The sequence below is a fragment of the Pseudomonas sp. P42 genome (genome assembly GCF_017973755.1).
GTDB lineage: Bacteria > Pseudomonadota > Gammaproteobacteria > Pseudomonadales > Pseudomonadaceae > Aquipseudomonas > Aquipseudomonas iridis.
In genome coordinates this window covers 336,308-354,025 of sequence record NZ_JACOPU010000006.1, presented here as the reverse complement: position 1 = coordinate 354,025, position 17,718 = coordinate 336,308, and the positions used below count along the sequence as shown (strand labels likewise).

The following is a 17,718-nucleotide window of genomic DNA, read 5'->3' as shown; positions in this document are numbered from 1 at the left end:
ACTCGAGCTTAATGCATAAAGATAGAAGACATTCTATTTTTCAGTAGTTTCACGCATAAGTGTAGATAGCGTCGCTTAAACCGCTTCAGGTACAAGGTTTCATCAAAGCGTTTGAAAAAGCAGCTCATTTCAACAGCCATGCTCTTGGACAGCTTCAGCGCTACGAAATACCGCTTTTAGGAATCGATTCCGCGATGGCGCTGGTTTATCGCCAGGAATATTCGAAGACCATGGGAAGCGACAAAGCACCCACCGTATTATTACCTCAGGAGTGCCTCGTCGGAGCGCTTCCAGAGGCTCAAAGCGTAGAAGATGTTGCCCCGTATTACTTCTTTCCCACTGTACTGAAAAGACAAATGAGCGAAACAGCATTGGCCTTTGGCAGCAAGTCTATGAGCGCATGGGTCTGAAGCTAAGCGTTCAAGCTAGCGGTTGCTGTGGCGTGTCTGGCGCGCATGGGCATGAGGCGAAAAATGCCGGCACTTCTGTAGTGATCTACAAGCAATCATGGGCGCCGCTTGTTAAAAAACTTAATGTTTCTGGCCGGTTATTGGCAGACGGATATTTATGCCGAAGCCAACTGAAAGGACAGGAGGGTGTAGCCGTCTTACATCCACTGCAGGCGCTACTCGCGGTTGTCAGAAATTTTGATGCCTGAGCTCCGGGTGATTATTAAACCTTTGCGCCGGATTGGATGAATGGCTCGGCACTGTGCTCACTGCCGCTCGCTTTTCATCCTGGCTTCATTTCGCGAAAAAACATTCGTCGATACTCAGAAGGTGATGTTCCTAGATGAACGCCGAATTGCTGCCTCAATGACAAAGGCGTTCCAAAACCCGCCCTACCAGCAACACACTCGATAGGTAAGTCCGTCGTTTCTAACAGCTCTTGGGCTCTGACTACGCGCTCTGCATTCAACCACCTTGAGACGGTACTCCCCGTGGCTTCCTTGAATCGCCGGGTAAAAGTGCGTCTACTCATCTTCGCCATATCCGCCAAGACGTCCAGGGTGAGATCACTGTCAAGATTCGTTCGGGCCCACGCCATTACATCAGACAGATGAGTCTTGCTGGATAATTGCGGCACAGGATGCTCCACGTATTGAGCTTGTCCGCCCAGCCTGTGCGGCGGTGTCACCAGCATCTTTGCGGTACGATTCGCCACATCAGCACCGAGTCTTTGGCGTACCAGATGAAGGCAACAATCGATTGCTGCCACCGTTCCAGCAGAGGTGATGATATTGCCATCACTGACATAGAGCACCTCGGGCCTGAAACGAACCGCCGGGAAACGTTGCGCAAACTCCTCTCGTGCTGCCCAGTGAGTGGTTGCTTCCTTGCCATCAAGCAGCCCGGCATCTCCAAGGACAAATGAGCCTAAACATAACCCCACCACGTGCTTGCCTTGGGCATTGGCGAGCTGGAGCGCTTTCACCAGTTGTACAGATGCAGCGACCAGTTGATCGCCCCAGGCCGGAATGACAATTACATCAGATGCCTCCATCAGTTCGAGGCCGTGAGCAACCGCTAGGTCGAGGCCTTGGTCGCTGGTCACCATTCCCGGCGTCTCTGCGCAGTAACTGACCTCGTAATGAGGTTCACCAGAAGCGAGATTAGCCGTCCCCAACACCATTCCTGGCACGGAAAGATGGAACAGACTTACTCCATCGAAAGCCAGAACAGCGACACGTATGGATTGCATCAGAAAGCCTCCGATTGTCGGTTAACTGCATACATAGGAATGCTCTTGGAAGGTGGATACTGCACTCGACCTCTATCATACCTACGCTAGTCGCGCTGGCCCGATTATATCGAAATATGTCATTCAGGCCACTATTGCGATGCATAGCTCTGAGCAAGAATGGTGCTCTCGATGTATTAATAGGATCAATCCAATGAATTTTAGAACGCTTCCTCTTGTACTCAGCCTCGCCTGCGCTGGTGCCAGCACAGGGGTATTCGCGGTTACAAATGTCTCGTCCGCACCGACCGCAGCCCACAAAGTGGACTTGCAGCAAATTCGTAATGCAACGGTGAAAATCACCTACGGCGACACAACGTTTCTCATCGATCCGATGCTCGCGAAAAAAGGAACCTACCCTGGATTTGAAAATACCTACAGAAGCAATCTCCGCAACCCAATGGTCGATCTCACTGAATCACCTGCCGAGGTAATCGCTGGCGTAGACGCCGTCATCCTCACACACACACATCTTGACCACTGGGACGATGCCGCGCAGAAAGCGCTACCTAAAGACATTCCGCTTTTCACTCAAGATGACGAAGACGCGAAACTGGTTCGCTCCCAAGGCTTCAAGAATGTGCGGGTTCTGACTAACGAAGCTGAGTTTGGCGGAGTCAAAATCACTAAGGCAGGTGGTCAGCACGGCACCGATGAGATGTACGCCGTGCCTCCCCTCGCGAAACTTCTGGGTGAGGCAATGGGCGTTGTGTTTCAAGCACCTGGCTACAAAACTCTTTACCTTGCCGGTGACACTATTTGGCGTAAAGAAGTAGATCAGACCATTGACAAGTATCATCCCGAAATCATCGTGCTCAATACCGGGAAGGCAAAGGTGAATGGTTTCGATAGCGCAATCATCATGGGTGAGGGCGATGTCCTACACGCATCCCAAGCCGCAAAAAACGCGAAGATAGTCGCCGTGCATATGAACGCAATCAACCATACATCTCTGACACGTGAAGCGCTGCGCGCCTATGTTAAGGAGCAAGGTATCGAGAGTCGCGTAGATATTCCGGAAGACGGCGCTTCGCTGGAGTTCTGATTTAAACCTTCCTGGGCGGAGTAAAGACAGGTTCTTTACTCCCCGTTCTCAGCCTTAACCTCCATATCATTCAATAATTTAACGGAGATCGTTCATGAAACGAGGTCTAGTAGTAGTTGATCTGCAAAACGAGTACCTGCCCACCGGCAAATTGCCGTTAGACGGCATCGTGAATGCTGTAACGAATGCTGTCCGAGTGATCAGCCACTCGCGCGATACAGGTACCCCGGTTTTTCACATACGGCATGAGTCCAACGATGAGGGCGCTCCAATCTTCGTCAAGGGCTCGAACGGCGCGCAAATCCAGCCCATGGTTGCGCCCGAAGGCCAAGAGCCTGTGATTGTAAAAAAACACATCAACGCTTTCAGGGAAACTGATCTAAAAGAGCAACTGGAAGCCGTTGGCATTCAGGAACTCGTGGTGATAGGCGCAATGAGCCACATGTGCATCGATGCCGTAGTGCGCGCGGCGGCAGACATGGGCTACCCCGTTACGGTGCTGCATGACGCCTGCGCCACCCTGGATCTCACATTTGGTGGTGTTAACGTTCCTGCTGCTCACGCACATGCCACTATGATGGCAGCGTTCGAGTTCGGTTACGCCACCGTCAAGTCGGTGGAAGATTACCTCTCGGCCTGACCGCGTGACGACTCAACTTGCCGGGGCCCATTGGGGCCCATGGCTTTCATCGTAAACGCATAAATAAGCTGATGACGGCGGCGACGCTCCACACTTCCATGGCCTCGGGATCAGTTAGGCTGACCTCTCAGAACTCTCCGTTCGCGCGTTAGCCCTCTATACCTATCTCTTTGAGCAACCCTTGCCTGCAGCTCAATAACTCCTCAACGTAAACGCTGCGATTTTTTTCAAAGCGCAATGTAGGAATGGGCATTGAGATTGCGAAACGGCCTAAAACGGTATCCAGCGCGACTGCTGTGGTGGTGATGCCCTCGATGAGTTCACCGTGATCGCTTGAAAGCCCTGTTTTCCGAATATCGGCCAGTTGATTAAAAAGAGTCTGGAATTCCGATCTGTTCTCCCTGGTAGCGCTTTCAGCTGCAAACAAAGCCTTCACATCCTCATCTTGGTCTAAAGCCAGAAGAGCCCGTCCAGCAGACGTTCCATAGAGCGGCGTATCCAGTTGGCCAAGGCGTGGCATCACCTGCAACTCACGATCAGCAACTACACGATCCTCAACGATCAGTTGGATGCCGGCAGGTCTAGAAAAGACAACCGTTTCTTGAACCCTCTCGCTCAGCTTATGCAGCCAAGGGCGAACGACGGTCATACGGTCAACATGGGCGTTCGCGACGAGCCTCAACAAACCCGCGCCAAGGCTGATTCCGCCAGCGCCTTCAGTACGGATCATTCCCTGCTCTTCGAGCGCCCCTACGATGCGTTGCACCGTTGAACGAGGCAAATCCACAGCTTGAGCTATTTCGCCCAAACTCATACCGCCAGCGCTTCTTCCCAATATATTCAGAATTTTTGCCGCGCGGGCAATGACCTGAATACCTCCACTACGCTCATCGCTGCCCACTGTTTGAACACGCTCGTCCATCGACACCTCCAGTATTTCGGTCACTGTACCATATTGCGATACAACGCATATTCGCGATACAGTTACCGCATTGCGATACAGTTGAATTGTGAGGCTGACGATGTTGCGTGAACTTTCAGTCGCAGGCCTGTTGATTACCCCTATGGTGATCTGCGTTGGCGCTGCGGCATCCCTGACCTGGATTACTCACCTGCTCATTCCGAATTGGGTAATACAGAAATGGATTTGGAAGCGTTCATGGCTGGGGCTCTCCCTATTCGTCTGCTACATCGCCACCGCACTCGCCTTTCTAGATGGGGGGGTGGAAATGAATTCGACAATACGGGTTTGTGTGACGCTACTGATCGCCAGCTTTGCCGTGCTGGCAGGCTCGTGGACATGGAACCACTACAAAGTCTCGCCATGGACGCGGGACGGGCGAGTTCGCGCCGATGTCGTGGTCGTGGCACCCGATGTGGCGGGTTGGGTAACCAAGCTTGAAGTGAGAGATAACCAGGCGGTAAAAAAAGGGGATCTGCTTTTTGAGATTGATCGCGCCCGCTATCTCTCCCTTGTGAACGAGTCGAAAGCCAAGATGGAATACGCAAAGCATGCGTGGGAGCTTGCAGCACTTCTGGAGCGCCGCCGTGTTCCATTGGCCAAGATCAACGCCATCAGCGCTGAGGATTTGGATAACGCCCATTCCCAAGTCTTGCTGGCCAAATCCCAATATGAGATCAACAAGGCGCAGTGGGAAACGGCGAGGATCAACCTCGTCCGCACATCCGTGATTGCGCCAGCTGACGGTACGATCACCAACGTCAGACTGCAGGAAGGTAACTACGTAGCCCAGGGTTCGCCCGCCTTCTCACTCATCAAAAACGACTCGTTCTACGTGACGGCTTACTTCGAGGAAACCAAGCTCCTGGACATCCGTGAGGGGGACTTGGCCGATGTCTCATTTATGACCGGAGGGCCGTCGATTACTGGCCGTGTCCTAAGCATCGCCAAAGGTGTCGCCAACACCAACACACAAGCCGATCCAATGTTGCTGCCTCATGTACAGCAGGCATTCAACTGGGTGCGACTGGCGCAACGCATACCGGTCGACATAAAACTGGAGGCGAACAGTGAGAGCACCCGCTTGATCGCTGGCATGAGCGCATCGGTGAGGATTCACCAGCGCGCCACTGAGAGTGGCAGTCCATGAGAGACGCACTGAAGCACTACTTTACGCCTGACTTGCGCAGCATAGTGTTCGCTGGCAAGGGGCTTTCTGCCGTTGTGCTCGCTCTTGCGATTTCAATGAGCCTGAATCTGGACAAGCCATTCTGGGCGATGGTGGCGTCGATGATGCTCCAGGCTCGGCCCGAGGCCGGATTAGTCATCGAAAAAGCGGCATGTCTTATTATGGGATCAATGGTCGGCGCCGTTATAGCGGTACTGATCCTGGACAATTTGACGCCATATCCTGTGTTAGCTATTGGAGCACTCGCGCTGTGCGTTGCCGTCACGTCTGCAATCGCTTCGACCATGCGGCATGTCAATTTTGTATTCGCAACTTCATTAGTGAGTGTCACCGCGATCCTGATTGTACTTTTTGCCATGGCCGATCCTGCAAACACCAGCAGCGGATCAATCTTTATGGTGGTTCGCGCTCGGTTGAGCGAAGTTCTGGTCGGAGCCAGCAGTGCCATCCTAGCCAGCGTCCTGCTTTATCCCTTGAAGGTGCTGGAGGCGAGTATGAGTCGCCTGCGGGATTTGAGCCTCACCCACGTCTCGGCGATTCTTCAGGCTCAATCAAATCCAACAGCTGTACATCAGCAGCGCATAGAAATCATCGCCTTGTCCACATCCATAAACGATGACGTCAATGCGGGGCGCTATGAGCTGGCAAGCAATGTCGATGCAGCCCTACTCACCGCCAGCAACGCCTTGACCATCGTTGCATGGGGGCAAACCATCGAGCGCATAGTAGGTGATAACCCAAAGAGGTTACCGGGCATGCTGGCCCGCTTCGTCGATCAACACGCTCCTGGCTGCGGCTCGTTGGAGACAGAGAGCCTGAATAAAGTATCCGACGCACTTTCAGCGATGCGTGGGGGCTGCGACTCAATCGATGACAGATCGCACGGGACGCAGCGCTTTCCACGGTTCAATCGACATCGTGACTGGCTCGTCGGACTGAGATAAGCGTTGCGAAGCTCTCTTGTTTTCCTAAGCGCTATCGGGGTATGGATTTTGTCAGGCCAACAAGCCGCACTCATCATGATGATCGTGCTACCTGTCCTGCTCTCCCAGGCATTCTCCTCACACCCAGTGCCACGCGTGGCAACCGCCAAGTTACTCGGGGGAGCCTTGATCGCCATCCCTGTCGCTATCCTGTTTGTACTCAGTTCGCTTGCGCAGGGTTCTAGCGATTTCGAGATGTTGATTCTGGTGATTTCGGCACCTCTTTTTCTGGGCCTGATGAGCATGGCTTCACCATCTCTCGCGCCATACGGTCTAGGTTTCTGCCTCACCCTGGCAGTGCTTGTTCAGCCCAGCAATTACATGACATTCGCAATCGATCAGTGCCTGTCCACTGGATTGGGAATCACAGCCGGCCTCGGCTTGCTCTATGCAGGATTCGATCTGCTAGGGCCGCCTAAACACACATGGCTGCAGCGAAGAATTATCAGAGCACTCTACTCAGATCTAAAAGAGATGGGTAAGAAGGGGCGATCAGCCGATTGGCTCAACCAACGTGCAGCCGAGCGCCTCTCCTGTCTCGCCGCATATGAGCCGCAAACACCCGCCGGCAGAGCGCTGACGCGGCAGGGGCTCCACGTATTCGAGTCTGGCCACCGCATGAAGCCCGCATCAAATTAGCAGTGAAAAGCTTCGAATTTGCCTCCATTCCTTAACAGCAAACTCAAAGGTACCCCGAAATGCACAACCATCAAGCTGACGCAAACTACATGCACGACCTGCAAGACGCCGCCCCCGAGATGGTCGCGGCTTTTTTCAATTTTGATAAAGCTGTATTCGATAAGGATATCGGTAGCCTTAACCTAGCCACACGGGAACTGATCGCCGTGGGAGTAGCCGTCACTACACAGTGTTCCTACTGCATTGCCGACCATGCCAAGCGAGCTATCAGTGCGGGGGCGTCGAAGCAAGATGTGGCTGAGGCAATCATGGGGGCGACCGCCCTTCGTGCTGGTGGAGGCATTACCCATGGTTGGCAAGCGATGAAGAGCATTGCTGAAATCAAGTAATGGGGCAGCTCTCTTGGCCCATATGAAACGTCGAGTCGGGCCAAGCGACCGTTTACAGCTTTGAGAGTCGATGAATCACTCCCTGTAGTTCGAGGATATGCTCATTCCAGTAGATGCCACTTTATCCCTGCTGATTAAGGACGACCGGCAGTCACGCCACCGTCGACCGGCAATACCGTCCCGGTAATCCAAGACGCCTCATCTGAAGCAAGGAACAGAATCGCCTGGGCTACATCTGCTGGCTGACCATTACGCCCGAGCGGATGAAAAGCGTTGAACGTCGGCAGTACCTTTGCAACCTGAGCTGCGTCCATGAACGTTCCATAAACCGGCGTCTCGACCACCGCAGGTGCAACAGTGTTAATGCGTATGTTGGAACCAGCGAGTTCTAGTGCAAGATTCCGTGTCAGCGCATGCACCCCGGCGTTTGCTGCGGAGTAGGCTGCGGACGGAGTAGCACCGACGGCTTGGATTGCCCAGAGGGAGCCTGTTTGCACGATTACCCCTCCTCCACGCTTCTGCATGGCTTTAGCCGCAGCCTGAGCCATGAAGAATTTGCCTTTCAAAATGATATCTAGGAAGGAGTCGTACTCCTCCGGACTTACCTCAAGAAATGGTTTGGGATTGAAGATGCCTGCGTTGTTGATGAGGATATCTACCCCACCAAAGTTGTTGACTGCGGCATCAACCAGGGCTTGTGCTGTAGCTGGCTGTGCGATGTCCCCTGCGTAAGCGCGTACCATTTTGCCTGACGCATCGATTTCCAATGCGGCTTGAGCAAGCTTGTCAGCATCTCGACCACCGACCACGACGAGAGCGCCCGCCTGAACAAGACGTTTCGCGACTTCTTTACCGATACCCGAGCTGCCTCCAGTAATGATGGCTACCTTGTTAGAAAAACTTTGCATGCTTTAATCTCCGGGGTGGAGTTTCGGATGATGGACGGCGTATGGTGTTAAGTCCGCTGATACGCAGTGTCGATTACTGGCTTTGCATACATCCTGAAGAAAAGCGCCCTATCTGACGACCCATAAATTTTCGCTGATGAGACAGAAAAACTATCAATGACGACTCCCGCATACCTCAATGCATTGCGAGCTTTCGAAGCAGCGGCACGACACCAGAGCTTTTCATCAGCCGCTGCCGAGCTGAACGTCACGCCCGCTGCCGTAGGGCAGCAAGTTCGAAACCTGGAGTCATGGCTGGGCATTGCCTTATTCATGCGTGCAAGCAGCGGGACTGCTCGCCTGATGCTGACTGACGTAGCACGGACTGCCCTACCTGATATCCGAGAAGGGTTTGATCGCTTATCTATCGGATTGAGTCGCCTGAAAGACTCAAGCGTGCATGCGGGGCTCACGGTGACGGTAAGTCCGGCCTTCGCATCAAAATGGTTACTGCCACGAATTGAACGATTTCAACAGAAATATCCGGGGCTAGACGTTCTATTGGATACGAACGCTCGATCCGTGGACTTCCAGATTGAGCGTATCGATGTGGGTGTAAGGTACGGCGCGGGGAAATGGCCAGGGCTTACAGCTGTGCATCTGATGGATGAAGTTATGTTCCCTGTGTGCGCCCCGGACTTCGCCCGCCTGAAGAAGGGAAGACTTACGCCAAAGGCATTGGAACGCTGTACGCTAATTCATGACCTATCAATGGCCAACGACCGCGACTATCCCACATGGCGTATGTGGTTGGACGCTTCTGGGTTCACGCAGGTAAATTCAGACCATGGATTGCGAATCAACAACTCAGCTTCGGTTCTACAGGCAGCGATAGATGGGCAAGGCCTGGCGCTCGCCCGAAGCGTCATGGTCAAGGACGATTTGGCAGCAGGTCGTCTGATACGACCGTTTGCCGACAAAGGCGTGGACTGCCCTTTGACTCAGGCTTATTACATCGTTTACCGCCCTGAGTGCAGTGATCTACTTAAAGTGGAAGCTTTTCGAAACTGGCTGCTCGCGGAGGCTGACCAGCCGGTATCTCAGTCCTAGTCTTTTTTTCAGCACTCCCCATTTAGCCCCCACAACCTGGACTCCCAGGCCCGCAATAGGCAAGCCCGCTATGTGGCATACCTTAAATTTTTCACTCGAATCTCACTATCTGCCCCCCAAATTCGACAATCTCCGCTCAGTTCAAAAAACTGACTTCAACACGAGAAACAGATTCCTGAAACCGAATCCAGATGGCTAGCCCCGTGAAAACACGCCGCGTAGCTGGAGCGCTGCTCAAAAATCCTATCGACGTAGAAAAACTTTGTTGTGAGCAACTCAGAATCTGGAAGAGTATGGATATATCCTCATACTTAATGCTTCACCCTAGTAATGATCCTTTTAACCGATAAAGTTTTTCTATCCTTTGGCTCTAGGAAATGACAATAACTACGATCACGAATAGAGACCTCATAAGCCGCCCACGCTTGATAATCCAATTGATCCTATGCCTGGTGGCATTCGCGGCAAACTCGATCTTTTGTCGGCAGGCGTTGATGGAGGGTCAAATCGATCCTGAGTCTTTTACGGCGATTCGGTTGCTCAGCGGCGGCTTTTTTCTACTGCTGCTGATCAAACTTCGCACCCCTCAAACCACTATCCGTGGAAGCTGGAAAGGAGGTATTTCACTCTTCCTGTACGCCTATCTATTCTCTATCGCTTACGTTCAGCTAGGCGCAGGAATGGGAGCCCTGATTTTGTTCGGTGCGGTTCAGGTCACCATGTTCATTTTTTCATGGGCGCAAGGTGAACGCTTTCAGAAGAAAGTGGTGATCGGCATGCTGGTGGCATCCTGCGGGTTGCTTATATTGTTGTTGCCCAGCGCCAATTCTCCGCCGCTGGGTAGCGCATTGCTAATGACAATCTCAGGAGTAGCTTGGGGAGCCTATTCGCTGCTCGGAAAGTCAGCTGTGAATCCACTGGCGGAGACCGCCGGTAATTTTTCGAGAGCTCTCCCCTTTTTGCTTTTACTGACTCCAGCAACCGTTTTCGGAAGTGGCCTCAATATGAGCCTTCCTGGAGTGATGTTTGCCGTTGCATCTGGCGTGCTTGCATCAGGTTGCGGCTATGCGCTGTGGTACAGCACTGCTAAGCACATCAGCTCTCAGCAAGCCGCCACTCTTCAGTTAAGCGTTCCGATCATTGCTTCGCTGGCGGGTGTACTGGGAGGGGTGTCGCGTTGGCGTTGTTGCCGAGTTCTTCGGCAATAAGTCGTTAATCGTCAGGTGAATTTCTCCTGAATCCGCGCAGCCTGGACAACTGCAGAACGAATTTCTAGATTATTAACAACGGTTTTTTTGCGCTCTTATAGGATGTGAAAACGACTAATCTCTACCGTATCGACTCAAGCCGATAGAGAATAAAAAATCATGTCCAGTGTTCTAATCATCGAAAGCAGCGCCCTCCAACAGGAATCAGTATATCGCCAACTTACCCAACAATTTATCAACCAATGGCGAACTGCCAATCCAACAGATCAGATCATCATTCGTGACGTGGCGCTCAATCCTATACCCCACATGGACGCAAACTTGATCGGTGGCTGGATGAAGCCAGCTGGACAGCGTAGCGAAAATGAGCAGGTTTGCTTAGAACGATCCAACGAACTGACCAGCGAACTCTTGACCGCCGACGTGTTAGTCATAGCCTTGCCGATGTATAACTTCACTATCTCCAGCACGCTTAAAGCTTGGCTAGACCATGTGATCAGGGCTGGCGTAACGTTCAAATACACCCACGCACGCCCTCAAGGAGTGTTGACTGGCAAGCGCGCAGTCGTTTTAACCGCCCGAGGCGGAATTCATACTGATGACACTTCGGATCACCAAGAGCCATACCTACGTCAGTTACTGTTGTTTATTGGCATTCACGACATCACCTTTATCCACGCCGAAGTGGTCGATCTCGGCAGTATTTTTCGTGAAAAAGGTATCAGGCACGCCACGACATTGCTGACGCAAATTGTTTGAACCGTTACGTCCGAAATCAAATTCCGCTCGGTCTGCGTATTGAACCTTACCGAAGTACCGATTCGTCGCGAAACACTCGCAGTGAAATGAACGCCCACGGCGCGCCCATGCGATAGAGAGCACCGTGAGTCTGTGGACTTGTATGCGTCCGACCAAGTCATCTACCCGACCCCGCAAAGCCCGGACATGGTGTGCACTTAATTTAAGTGGACACCAGTTCTAGCGTTTTAAGCGGGTATTTCATGCAGCCGACACGCCGTTCGTATTCCAAATCCTTCAAGGCCAGGGTCATTCAAGAGTGTGTCCAACCCGGCGCTTCGATTGCCAGCGTTGCCCTCAGCCATAGCCTCAACGCGAACCTCGTCCACAAATGGATTCGGGTGCAAGCGCAGAAAAGCACGGCCCTCCAACCTGCATTCATCCCGTTGCCTATACACGAAACAGCCCACGGATCCTCAGCGAATATCAGCATTGAGATTCTGCACCCGCGCGGCACCGTCAAAGTGATCTGGCCAACCGATAATGCTGCTGCCTGTGCTGCATTCCTTCGAGACCTTTTGCGATGATCCGCATCGACATAATCTGGGTTGCCACCGAGCCCATGGACATGCGCGCCGGAACTGAAACGGCGCTGGCCAGAGTGATCGCGGTGTTCGGTGCGGCGAAGCCGCACTGCGCCTATCTGTTTGCCGATCGCCGCGCGACTCGGGTCAAAGTGCTGGTACACGATGGGATTGGCGTATTGCTGGCGGCACGTCGCTTGAACCGAGTTAAATACCATTGGCCAGGTGTTCGGCAAGGCAGTGAATTGCAGTTGGATACAGAGCAACTTCAGGCCATGTTGCTTGGCCTACCTTGGCAACGGATTGGCGCTGGCGGTGCAATCACGGTGCTTTAGAAACTGTAATTAGCATCTTGGTTTGCTGTCGCAGACGGTCTGCTTTGGTAAAATCCAAAGCATGACTTCCTCGCCTAATCTCGATCAAATGACTCCCGACCAACTGCGTGCGTTCGCTGCGCAATTGCTGTCGCAAGTCGAGACCATGGGCAAGAAGATCAACCGCGATCAAACGGTGATCGAGAAGCTGAACCACGAGATCGCACAGCTCAAGCGTTTGAAGTTTGCCAAGCGCAGCGAGCAGATGAGTCCTGATCAGGGCAGCCTGCTTGATGACCTGATCGATTCTGATATCGCGGCGACTGAGGCAGAGCTTCAGGCGTTGCAAATAGCACCAGCGGCGACCGAGGAAAAGCAAAAGCCGAAGCGCACGGCATTGCCGGCAGAATTCCCACTCACGTTGATCCATCACGAGCCGGCATGCGGCTGCGCACTGAGGCGCATCGGTGAAAATATCAGTGAAAAGCTGGACTACACGCCGGGCTTGTTTACCGTTGAGCGCCATGTTCGTGGCAAGTGGGTTTGCGATGACTGCGAAACGCTGATCCAGGCGCCGGTGCCGGCGCAGGTCATCGACAAGGGCATCCCGACGGCCGGGTTACTTGCTCACGTCATGATTGCGAAGTTCGCTGACCATCTTCCGCTTTACCGTCAGGAATCGATTTTTGGTCGTGCCGGCTTGGCGATTCCACGCTCCACGTTGGCTCAGTGGGTTGGCATGACAGGCGTGCAGTTGCAGCCCCTGGTCGATGCCTTGGGGACGTAGTGATCGGGCAACAGGTCATGCACGCGGATGAAACACCCGTGCAAATGCTTGCTCCAGGCTCGAAAAAAACTCACCGTTCTTATGTTTGCGCGTATGCCACCAGCCAGTTCTGCGAGACAGCCGCTGTCGTCTACGACTTCAGCCCCAGCCGCGCCGGCGAGCATGCTCGTAACTTCCTGCAAGGCTGGAAAGGCAAGTTGGTCTGCGATGATTTTGGCGGTTCCAAGGCCAGCTTCGAACTCGGCGTGACCGAGATCGGCTGCATGGCCCATGCCCGGCGCAAGTTCTTCGAGTTGCACGCAACTAACAAGAGCCAGATCGCCGAGCAGGCCCTGCGCTACATCCAGTTGTTGTACGAAGTCGAGAGCGAAGTGCGCGACCTGCAGCCGAATTTACGGCGCCGAATACGGCAAGAAACAGCCGTACCGGTGATGGATAGGTTGCATGCCTGGATGATCGCGCAGTGTGATGTTGTGCCCAAAGGGTCGGCTATCAGCAGAGCACTCGATTACAGCCTCAAACGCTGGGCAGAGCTGTCGCGCTACCATCGATGATGGGGCGGTTCCAATTGATAATAATTGGGCGGAGGTGCGACACGAAGTCGCTTACAGAAGTTGTTCCCCTTGGAGGGAACCACCCGTGTCACCGGGTGAATCTAGAAGGCTGAATCAAGAGCGCTTTCGACAATGTTGGATTTGCCCCTACAAAACCGGACACCTACTCCCCGTTAAATTGATGCGGCTGTCAAGCGCCTGAACTCCCTCGGCAAGCGATAGTTCAAGGCGCTGTGCGGATGCTGCTCGTTGTAGTGTTCGAAGGCAATTGCCAGGTTGCGCAACGCCGTTTCCCGATCCGGTTTGGGCATATGCCCCACGTAATCGCGCTTGATCATCTTCACGAAGCTCTCGGCCATGCCGTTGCTCTGCGGGCTGCGTACCGGGGTGGTCACCGGTTGCAAACCTATCTGCCGAGCAAACAGGCGCGTCTGTTCGGCGGTGTACGCCGAGCCGTTATCGCTTAGCCATTGCACCGGTGTGGTGGGCAGTTGGTCGCCAAAGCGCTTCTCCACGCTTTCCAGCATCAAGTCGCGGATATCATCGCCACTGTACCCGGTCGGGCTGGCGACCCAGCCGATAGCTTCGCGATCACAGCAGTCCAGGGCGAAGGTCACGCTCAGTTTGGCGCCGTCCTCGCAACGGAACTCAAAGCCGTCCGAGCACCAACGCGTATCGCTGGTCTCCACCGCAATACGGCCTTCGTGCCGACGCGGCACCCCGGGCTGTTTGATCCGGCGCTCCAGCAGCAAGTTGTGATCACGCATGACCCGGTAAACCCGCTTCACATTGATCGCCGGTAGTGACTGGGTTTCACGAGCGCGACGCAGTAATCCCCAGACGCGGCGGTAGCCGTAGCTGGGAAGCTCGCTGACCTGTTGCTGGATTTCAACTACCAGATCAGCATCGTCCACAGGCCTGCGTCGCCGTACTTTGGGCGATACCGATTGCTTGATTCGAACCGTTAATTGCGAGCGCGCTACACCGAGACATTCGCTGACCAGCTTCACTGGTCGTCCCCCGGCAACAAGGGTGAGTGCGCAATCCATTTTCGCGACCGGGCGATCTCCACGGCCTCTTTGAGGATTTCCGCTTCCATCGTCTTCTTGCCCAGCATCCGTTGCAGTTCACGGATCTGCTTGAGCGCATCGCTCAGCTCGGAGGCAGGCTCCACGGCCTCACCGACACTGACCGCCGACAGGCTGCCGTCCTGATACAGCTTGCGCCACAGGAACAGCTGGTTGGCATTGATGCCGTTGCGCCGAGCCACCACTGAAACGCTTTGTCCTGGCTCAAGGCTCTCTCGAACCATGGCCAGTTTCTGCTCTGGGCTCCAGCGACGACGCCGCTCCTGGCCCAAAAGCTCACCACTCTTATCGTTGCTATTAGTCATAAACATAACCGTTTGCCTATCCCTTATCGTAAGGGGGAAACGGTGTCCTGTCTTTCATGGGGCTCATTCAAATGTGACGAGGCACCGCAAGGTGCGGGGCACTAATCGTGAGAGGCGCACCCTTCTGGCAGCCATGGCCGGACAAGGGCTAGATAGTCGGTATGGTGAACGCATGTGAACCTGCGTAAAGGTCGTTAAGTTGAACGAGCGGAAATGGCTTATACGCTCGAACCAAAAGGTAGCGGAGGTGGGAACAGCGTTTTTCTGCACGCGCGTTCGTGACCCACATGCCTCCCGGTCGATAGCAGGCACCTAACCCGACGTACTTCAATAAGCGGAACGTGGAAATCCCGTATCGCCCCCGTGAGGGAAAGCCGTTTGTAAGAACTGCCCATGGCGGTGCGGGCGAAGGAACGAGGAAAAAGCGAACGCCACCCTGTAACGGGCTGGATAGAAGTTGAAACATCACTTCACGCGAAAGCGGGCAGACGTCCTCATGGTCTCTCTTCACAAGAGAGTAGGTAGAACCCTTTCAACGGAAGGAGAGTAAATGAACGCAGTAGCATTGGCGTGTGCACCTTCCGGCACGTCGTGGGACGGCATCAACTGGGCCGACGCTCAACGTCGAATAAGAGGGCTGCAAGCGCGTATTGTGAAGGCTGTACAAGACGGCAGGCATAATAAGTCGAAAGCTCTGCAATGGCTGCTGACTCACTCGTTTAGCGGCAAGGCATTGGCCGTGAAACGGGTGTCTGAAAACAAAGGCAAGAACACCCCCGGTGTGGACAAGGTCACTTGGAATACACCAGGAGCCAAGATCGGTGCGATAGCGTCATTGAGGCGGCGAGGCTACTCGCCGCTTCCGCTTCGGAGAGTGCTTATTCCGAAGAAAAACGGCAAGACGAGACCTCTCGGAATTCCCGCGATGAAATGCCGGGCCATGCAGGCGCTCCATTTGCTGGCTCTGGAACCGATAGCAGAAACCACTGCCGATCCGAACTGTTATGGGTTCAGGCCGGAACGCTCAACTGCGGATGCCGCCGCACAGTGCTTTGGTGTGCTGTCACGAAAAGCAAACGCGGAGTGGGTGTTAGAGGGCGACATTCAAGGCTGTTTCGACAATATCAGCCATGACTGGTTGATCGCCAACATCCCCATGGATAAAGCGATTTTACAGAAATGGCTCAAAGCCGGTTACGTCTACCAGAATGAGCTATTCCCTAACCACACCGGAACCCCGCATGGAGGCATCATTTCTCCGGTGTTGGCCAACATGACGCTGGATGGTTTGGAAGCGATGCTGGCAAAGAAATTTCCCAATGCAAAGTGGACAGGCCGAAAGATGCGCGTGGTGCGTTATGCAGATGACTTCATCATCACTGGCTGTTCGAAAGGCTGGCTTGAGAATGAAGTCAGGCCCGCCGTGGTTGAATTTCTGGCAGAACGTGGACTTGTCCTCTCTCCGGAAAAAACCAAAATAACGCACATAGGGGACGGGTTCGACTTCCTCGGATGGAACTTGCGCAAGTACAACGGCAAGCTCCTGATCAAGCCATCGAAAGCGAACATCAGGGCTCACCTTGCCAAGCTCCGGGAAGTGATCAAGACCAACAAGGCGATCAAGCAGGTCAATTTGATCGGGCTGCTTAACCCAATTTTACGGGGATGGGCAAACTATCAAAGCCACGTGGTCGCCAAGAAAGTCTTCGATCAGGTAGACAGCGAAGTCTGGACAATGCTTTGGCGCTGGGCGGTGAGACGGCATCCGCGCAAAGGAACCCGGTGGGTCAAGGACAGGTATTTCAAAGTCCGAGGATCGCGCCGGTGGGTGTTCACCACCGCTGAAAAATACGCAGACGGTAAGGTAAGGGAATACACCTTACTGAAGGAATCGGACACGCCGATAGTGCGGCACATCAAGATCAAGGCTGTTGCCAACCCGCATGATCCCAATTGGGATGAGTATTTCGAGTTCCGATGGGGCAAGAAAATGCTCAAATCAACGAAGGGACGAGCGAAGCTGTATCGCGTTTGACGACAGCAAGGCGGCCTATGTTCTGTTTGTCATAAGCCTGTTACCAAAGATACGCCGTGGCATAGTCGCCACATCGTAAAGTTGGGCGACGGCGGGACGGACGCCGCAGTCAATCTTGAGATCTACCATCTACGTTGCCCCAGAGATCAGCAGTACGCCAATTTCAAAGAGGTATAGCCGGGTACTTAAAAGTGCCTTTGTAGAGGCTTGAGCCGTGTGCTGGGAAACTCGCATGCACGGTTCTTACGGGGTTGGACGCGGGTAACCGCGTCTGACTACCCGACAACCAGATCCGGCCATGGGCTCTTGGGCGCAAGAACTGACTCTTCGCCTGATCGCTGCGCAGTGGCAAACGGGCGGCGGCGATCACGAGTTTGATTCAGTCTTCGCGACTGAATGGGTATGATCCATATGCTTATTTGAATGACCTGCTCACGCGCCTGCCGACGCAGCGGGCGAGCGAGATAAGTTGCTGCCGCATAAGTGGCAACCGGTTTAATCATGCGAGGCGTGATGGCCGGA

16 protein-coding genes and 4 pseudogenes are annotated in these 17,718 nt (G+C 53.8%); 16 read left to right on the top strand and 4 right to left on the bottom strand.

The features are described from left to right. Nucleotides 1-77 precede the first annotated feature (77 nt). Nucleotides 78-658, top strand: a pseudogene (locus tag H8B20_RS27905) ((Fe-S)-binding protein); the annotation flags it as partial. A gap of 74 nt (nt 659-732) precedes the next feature. Here H8B20_RS27905 and H8B20_RS21050 read toward each other — a convergent pair. Beyond that, nucleotides 733-1,701, bottom strand: a complete 969-nt coding sequence (locus H8B20_RS21050; protein WP_210624460.1) for a GlxA family transcriptional regulator — start codon at nt 1,699-1,701, stop codon at nt 733-735. 193 nt (nt 1,702-1,894) lie between these two features. On the opposite strand from H8B20_RS21050, the gene H8B20_RS21045 reads away from it, so the two are divergent. Both H8B20_RS21045 and H8B20_RS21040 read left to right on the top strand, forming a co-directional pair. Then, on the top strand, nt 1,895-2,785 hold the full coding sequence (locus H8B20_RS21045; RefSeq protein WP_210624459.1) for an MBL fold metallo-hydrolase: 891 nt from the start codon (nt 1,895-1,897) through the stop codon (nt 2,783-2,785). A 94-nt stretch (nt 2,786-2,879) separates the two neighbouring features. After that, nucleotides 2,880-3,425, top strand: a complete 546-nt coding sequence (locus tag H8B20_RS21040; protein ID WP_210624458.1) for a cysteine hydrolase family protein — start codon at nt 2,880-2,882, stop codon at nt 3,423-3,425. Nucleotides 3,426-3,573: 148 nt separating this feature from the next. Here the strand turns inward: H8B20_RS21040 and H8B20_RS21035 are convergent, their stop codons facing one another. Further along, the gene (locus H8B20_RS21035; RefSeq protein ID WP_210624457.1) at nt 3,574-4,347 is read right to left on the bottom strand and encodes an IclR family transcriptional regulator; all 774 of its coding nucleotides are present in this window, start codon (nt 4,345-4,347) and stop codon (nt 3,574-3,576) included. Nucleotides 4,348-4,447: 100 nt separating this feature from the next. On the opposite strand from H8B20_RS21035, the gene H8B20_RS21030 reads away from it, so the two are divergent. From H8B20_RS21030 to H8B20_RS21015, 4 genes are read left to right on the top strand one after another with little or no spacing between them, the layout of a single operon-like run. Then, nucleotides 4,448-5,536 carry an efflux RND transporter periplasmic adaptor subunit gene (locus H8B20_RS21030; RefSeq protein WP_210624456.1) on the top strand — a complete coding sequence of 363 codons (1,089 nt, stop codon included), beginning with the start codon at nt 4,448-4,450 and terminating at the stop codon, nt 5,534-5,536. Beyond that, nucleotides 5,533-6,519 (top strand): FUSC family protein, encoded by a 987-nt coding sequence (locus H8B20_RS21025; RefSeq protein ID WP_210624455.1) that lies wholly within the window; start codon nt 5,533-5,535, stop codon nt 6,517-6,519. Before H8B20_RS21030 ends, H8B20_RS21025 begins: the two co-directional genes overlap by 4 nt. A 3-nt stretch (nt 6,520-6,522) precedes the next feature. Beyond that, nucleotides 6,523-7,197, top strand: coding sequence for an FUSC family protein (locus H8B20_RS21020; protein WP_210624454.1), 675 nt, complete (start codon nt 6,523-6,525; stop codon nt 7,195-7,197). Nucleotides 7,198-7,256: 59 nt separating this feature from the next. Continuing rightward, nucleotides 7,257-7,586, top strand: a complete 330-nt coding sequence (locus tag H8B20_RS21015) for a carboxymuconolactone decarboxylase family protein (RefSeq protein WP_210624453.1) — start codon at nt 7,257-7,259, stop codon at nt 7,584-7,586. A 134-nt stretch (nt 7,587-7,720) separates the two neighbouring features. Here H8B20_RS21015 and H8B20_RS21010 read toward each other — a convergent pair whose 3' ends face one another. Beyond that, the gene (locus tag H8B20_RS21010) at nt 7,721-8,494 is read right to left on the bottom strand and encodes an SDR family NAD(P)-dependent oxidoreductase (protein WP_210624452.1); all 774 of its coding nucleotides are present in this window, start codon (nt 8,492-8,494) and stop codon (nt 7,721-7,723) included. A 156-nt stretch (nt 8,495-8,650) separates the two neighbouring features. Between H8B20_RS21010 and gcvA the strand changes: the two genes are divergently transcribed. The 6 genes and pseudogenes from gcvA to tnpC all read left to right on the top strand — a co-directional run. Further along, nucleotides 8,651-9,583, top strand: a complete 933-nt coding sequence (gene gcvA, locus H8B20_RS21005; RefSeq protein ID WP_210624451.1) for a transcriptional regulator GcvA — start codon at nt 8,651-8,653, stop codon at nt 9,581-9,583. Between the two features lie 452 nt (nt 9,584-10,035). Continuing rightward, complete coding sequence (locus tag H8B20_RS21000; RefSeq protein ID WP_342345717.1) at nt 10,036-10,791, top strand: DMT family transporter; 756 nt, start codon at nt 10,036-10,038, stop codon at nt 10,789-10,791. A 159-nt stretch (nt 10,792-10,950) separates the two neighbouring features. Beyond that, nucleotides 10,951-11,550 carry an FMN-dependent NADH-azoreductase gene (locus H8B20_RS20995; RefSeq protein ID WP_210624449.1) on the top strand — a complete coding sequence of 200 codons (600 nt, stop codon included), beginning with the start codon at nt 10,951-10,953 and terminating at the stop codon, nt 11,548-11,550. A gap of 242 nt (nt 11,551-11,792) precedes the next feature. After that, a complete protein-coding gene (gene tnpA, locus H8B20_RS20990) occupies nt 11,793-12,116 on the top strand; it encodes an IS66-like element accessory protein TnpA (RefSeq protein ID WP_210624448.1) in 324 nt (107 codons plus the stop codon). Next, a complete protein-coding gene (tnpB, locus tag H8B20_RS27900) occupies nt 12,113-12,448 on the top strand; it encodes an IS66 family insertion sequence element accessory protein TnpB (protein WP_228732726.1) in 336 nt (111 codons plus the stop codon). The genes tnpA and tnpB overlap by 4 nt, the downstream gene beginning before the upstream one ends. A gap of 61 nt (nt 12,449-12,509) precedes the next feature. Further along, nucleotides 12,510-13,802, top strand: a pseudogene (tnpC, locus tag H8B20_RS20980) (IS66 family transposase); the annotation flags it as partial. 139 nt (nt 13,803-13,941) lie between these two features. Here tnpC and H8B20_RS20975 read toward each other — a convergent pair. Beyond that, a protein-coding gene (locus H8B20_RS20975; RefSeq protein WP_414704608.1) for an IS3 family transposase occupies nt 13,942-15,161 on the bottom strand; the annotation gives its coding sequence in 2 pieces (ribosomal slippage) (nt 13,942-14,822 and nt 14,822-15,161; 1,221 coding nt in all). 550 nt (nt 15,162-15,711) lie between these two features. Here H8B20_RS20975 and ltrA point away from each other — a divergent pair. The 3 genes and pseudogenes from ltrA to H8B20_RS20965 form a co-directional block, all read left to right on the top strand. Then, on the top strand, nt 15,712-17,196 hold the full coding sequence (gene ltrA, locus H8B20_RS20970; protein WP_228732725.1) for a group II intron reverse transcriptase/maturase: 1,485 nt from the start codon (nt 15,712-15,714) through the stop codon (nt 17,194-17,196). 30 nt (nt 17,197-17,226) lie between these two features. Further along, nucleotides 17,227-17,373 (top strand): annotated as a pseudogene (locus H8B20_RS28460) (hypothetical protein); the annotation flags it as partial. A 104-nt stretch (nt 17,374-17,477) separates the two neighbouring features. Further along, a pseudogene (locus H8B20_RS20965) lies at nt 17,478-17,695 on the top strand (transposase domain-containing protein); the annotation flags it as partial. Nucleotides 17,696-17,718: the final 23 nt, after the last annotated feature.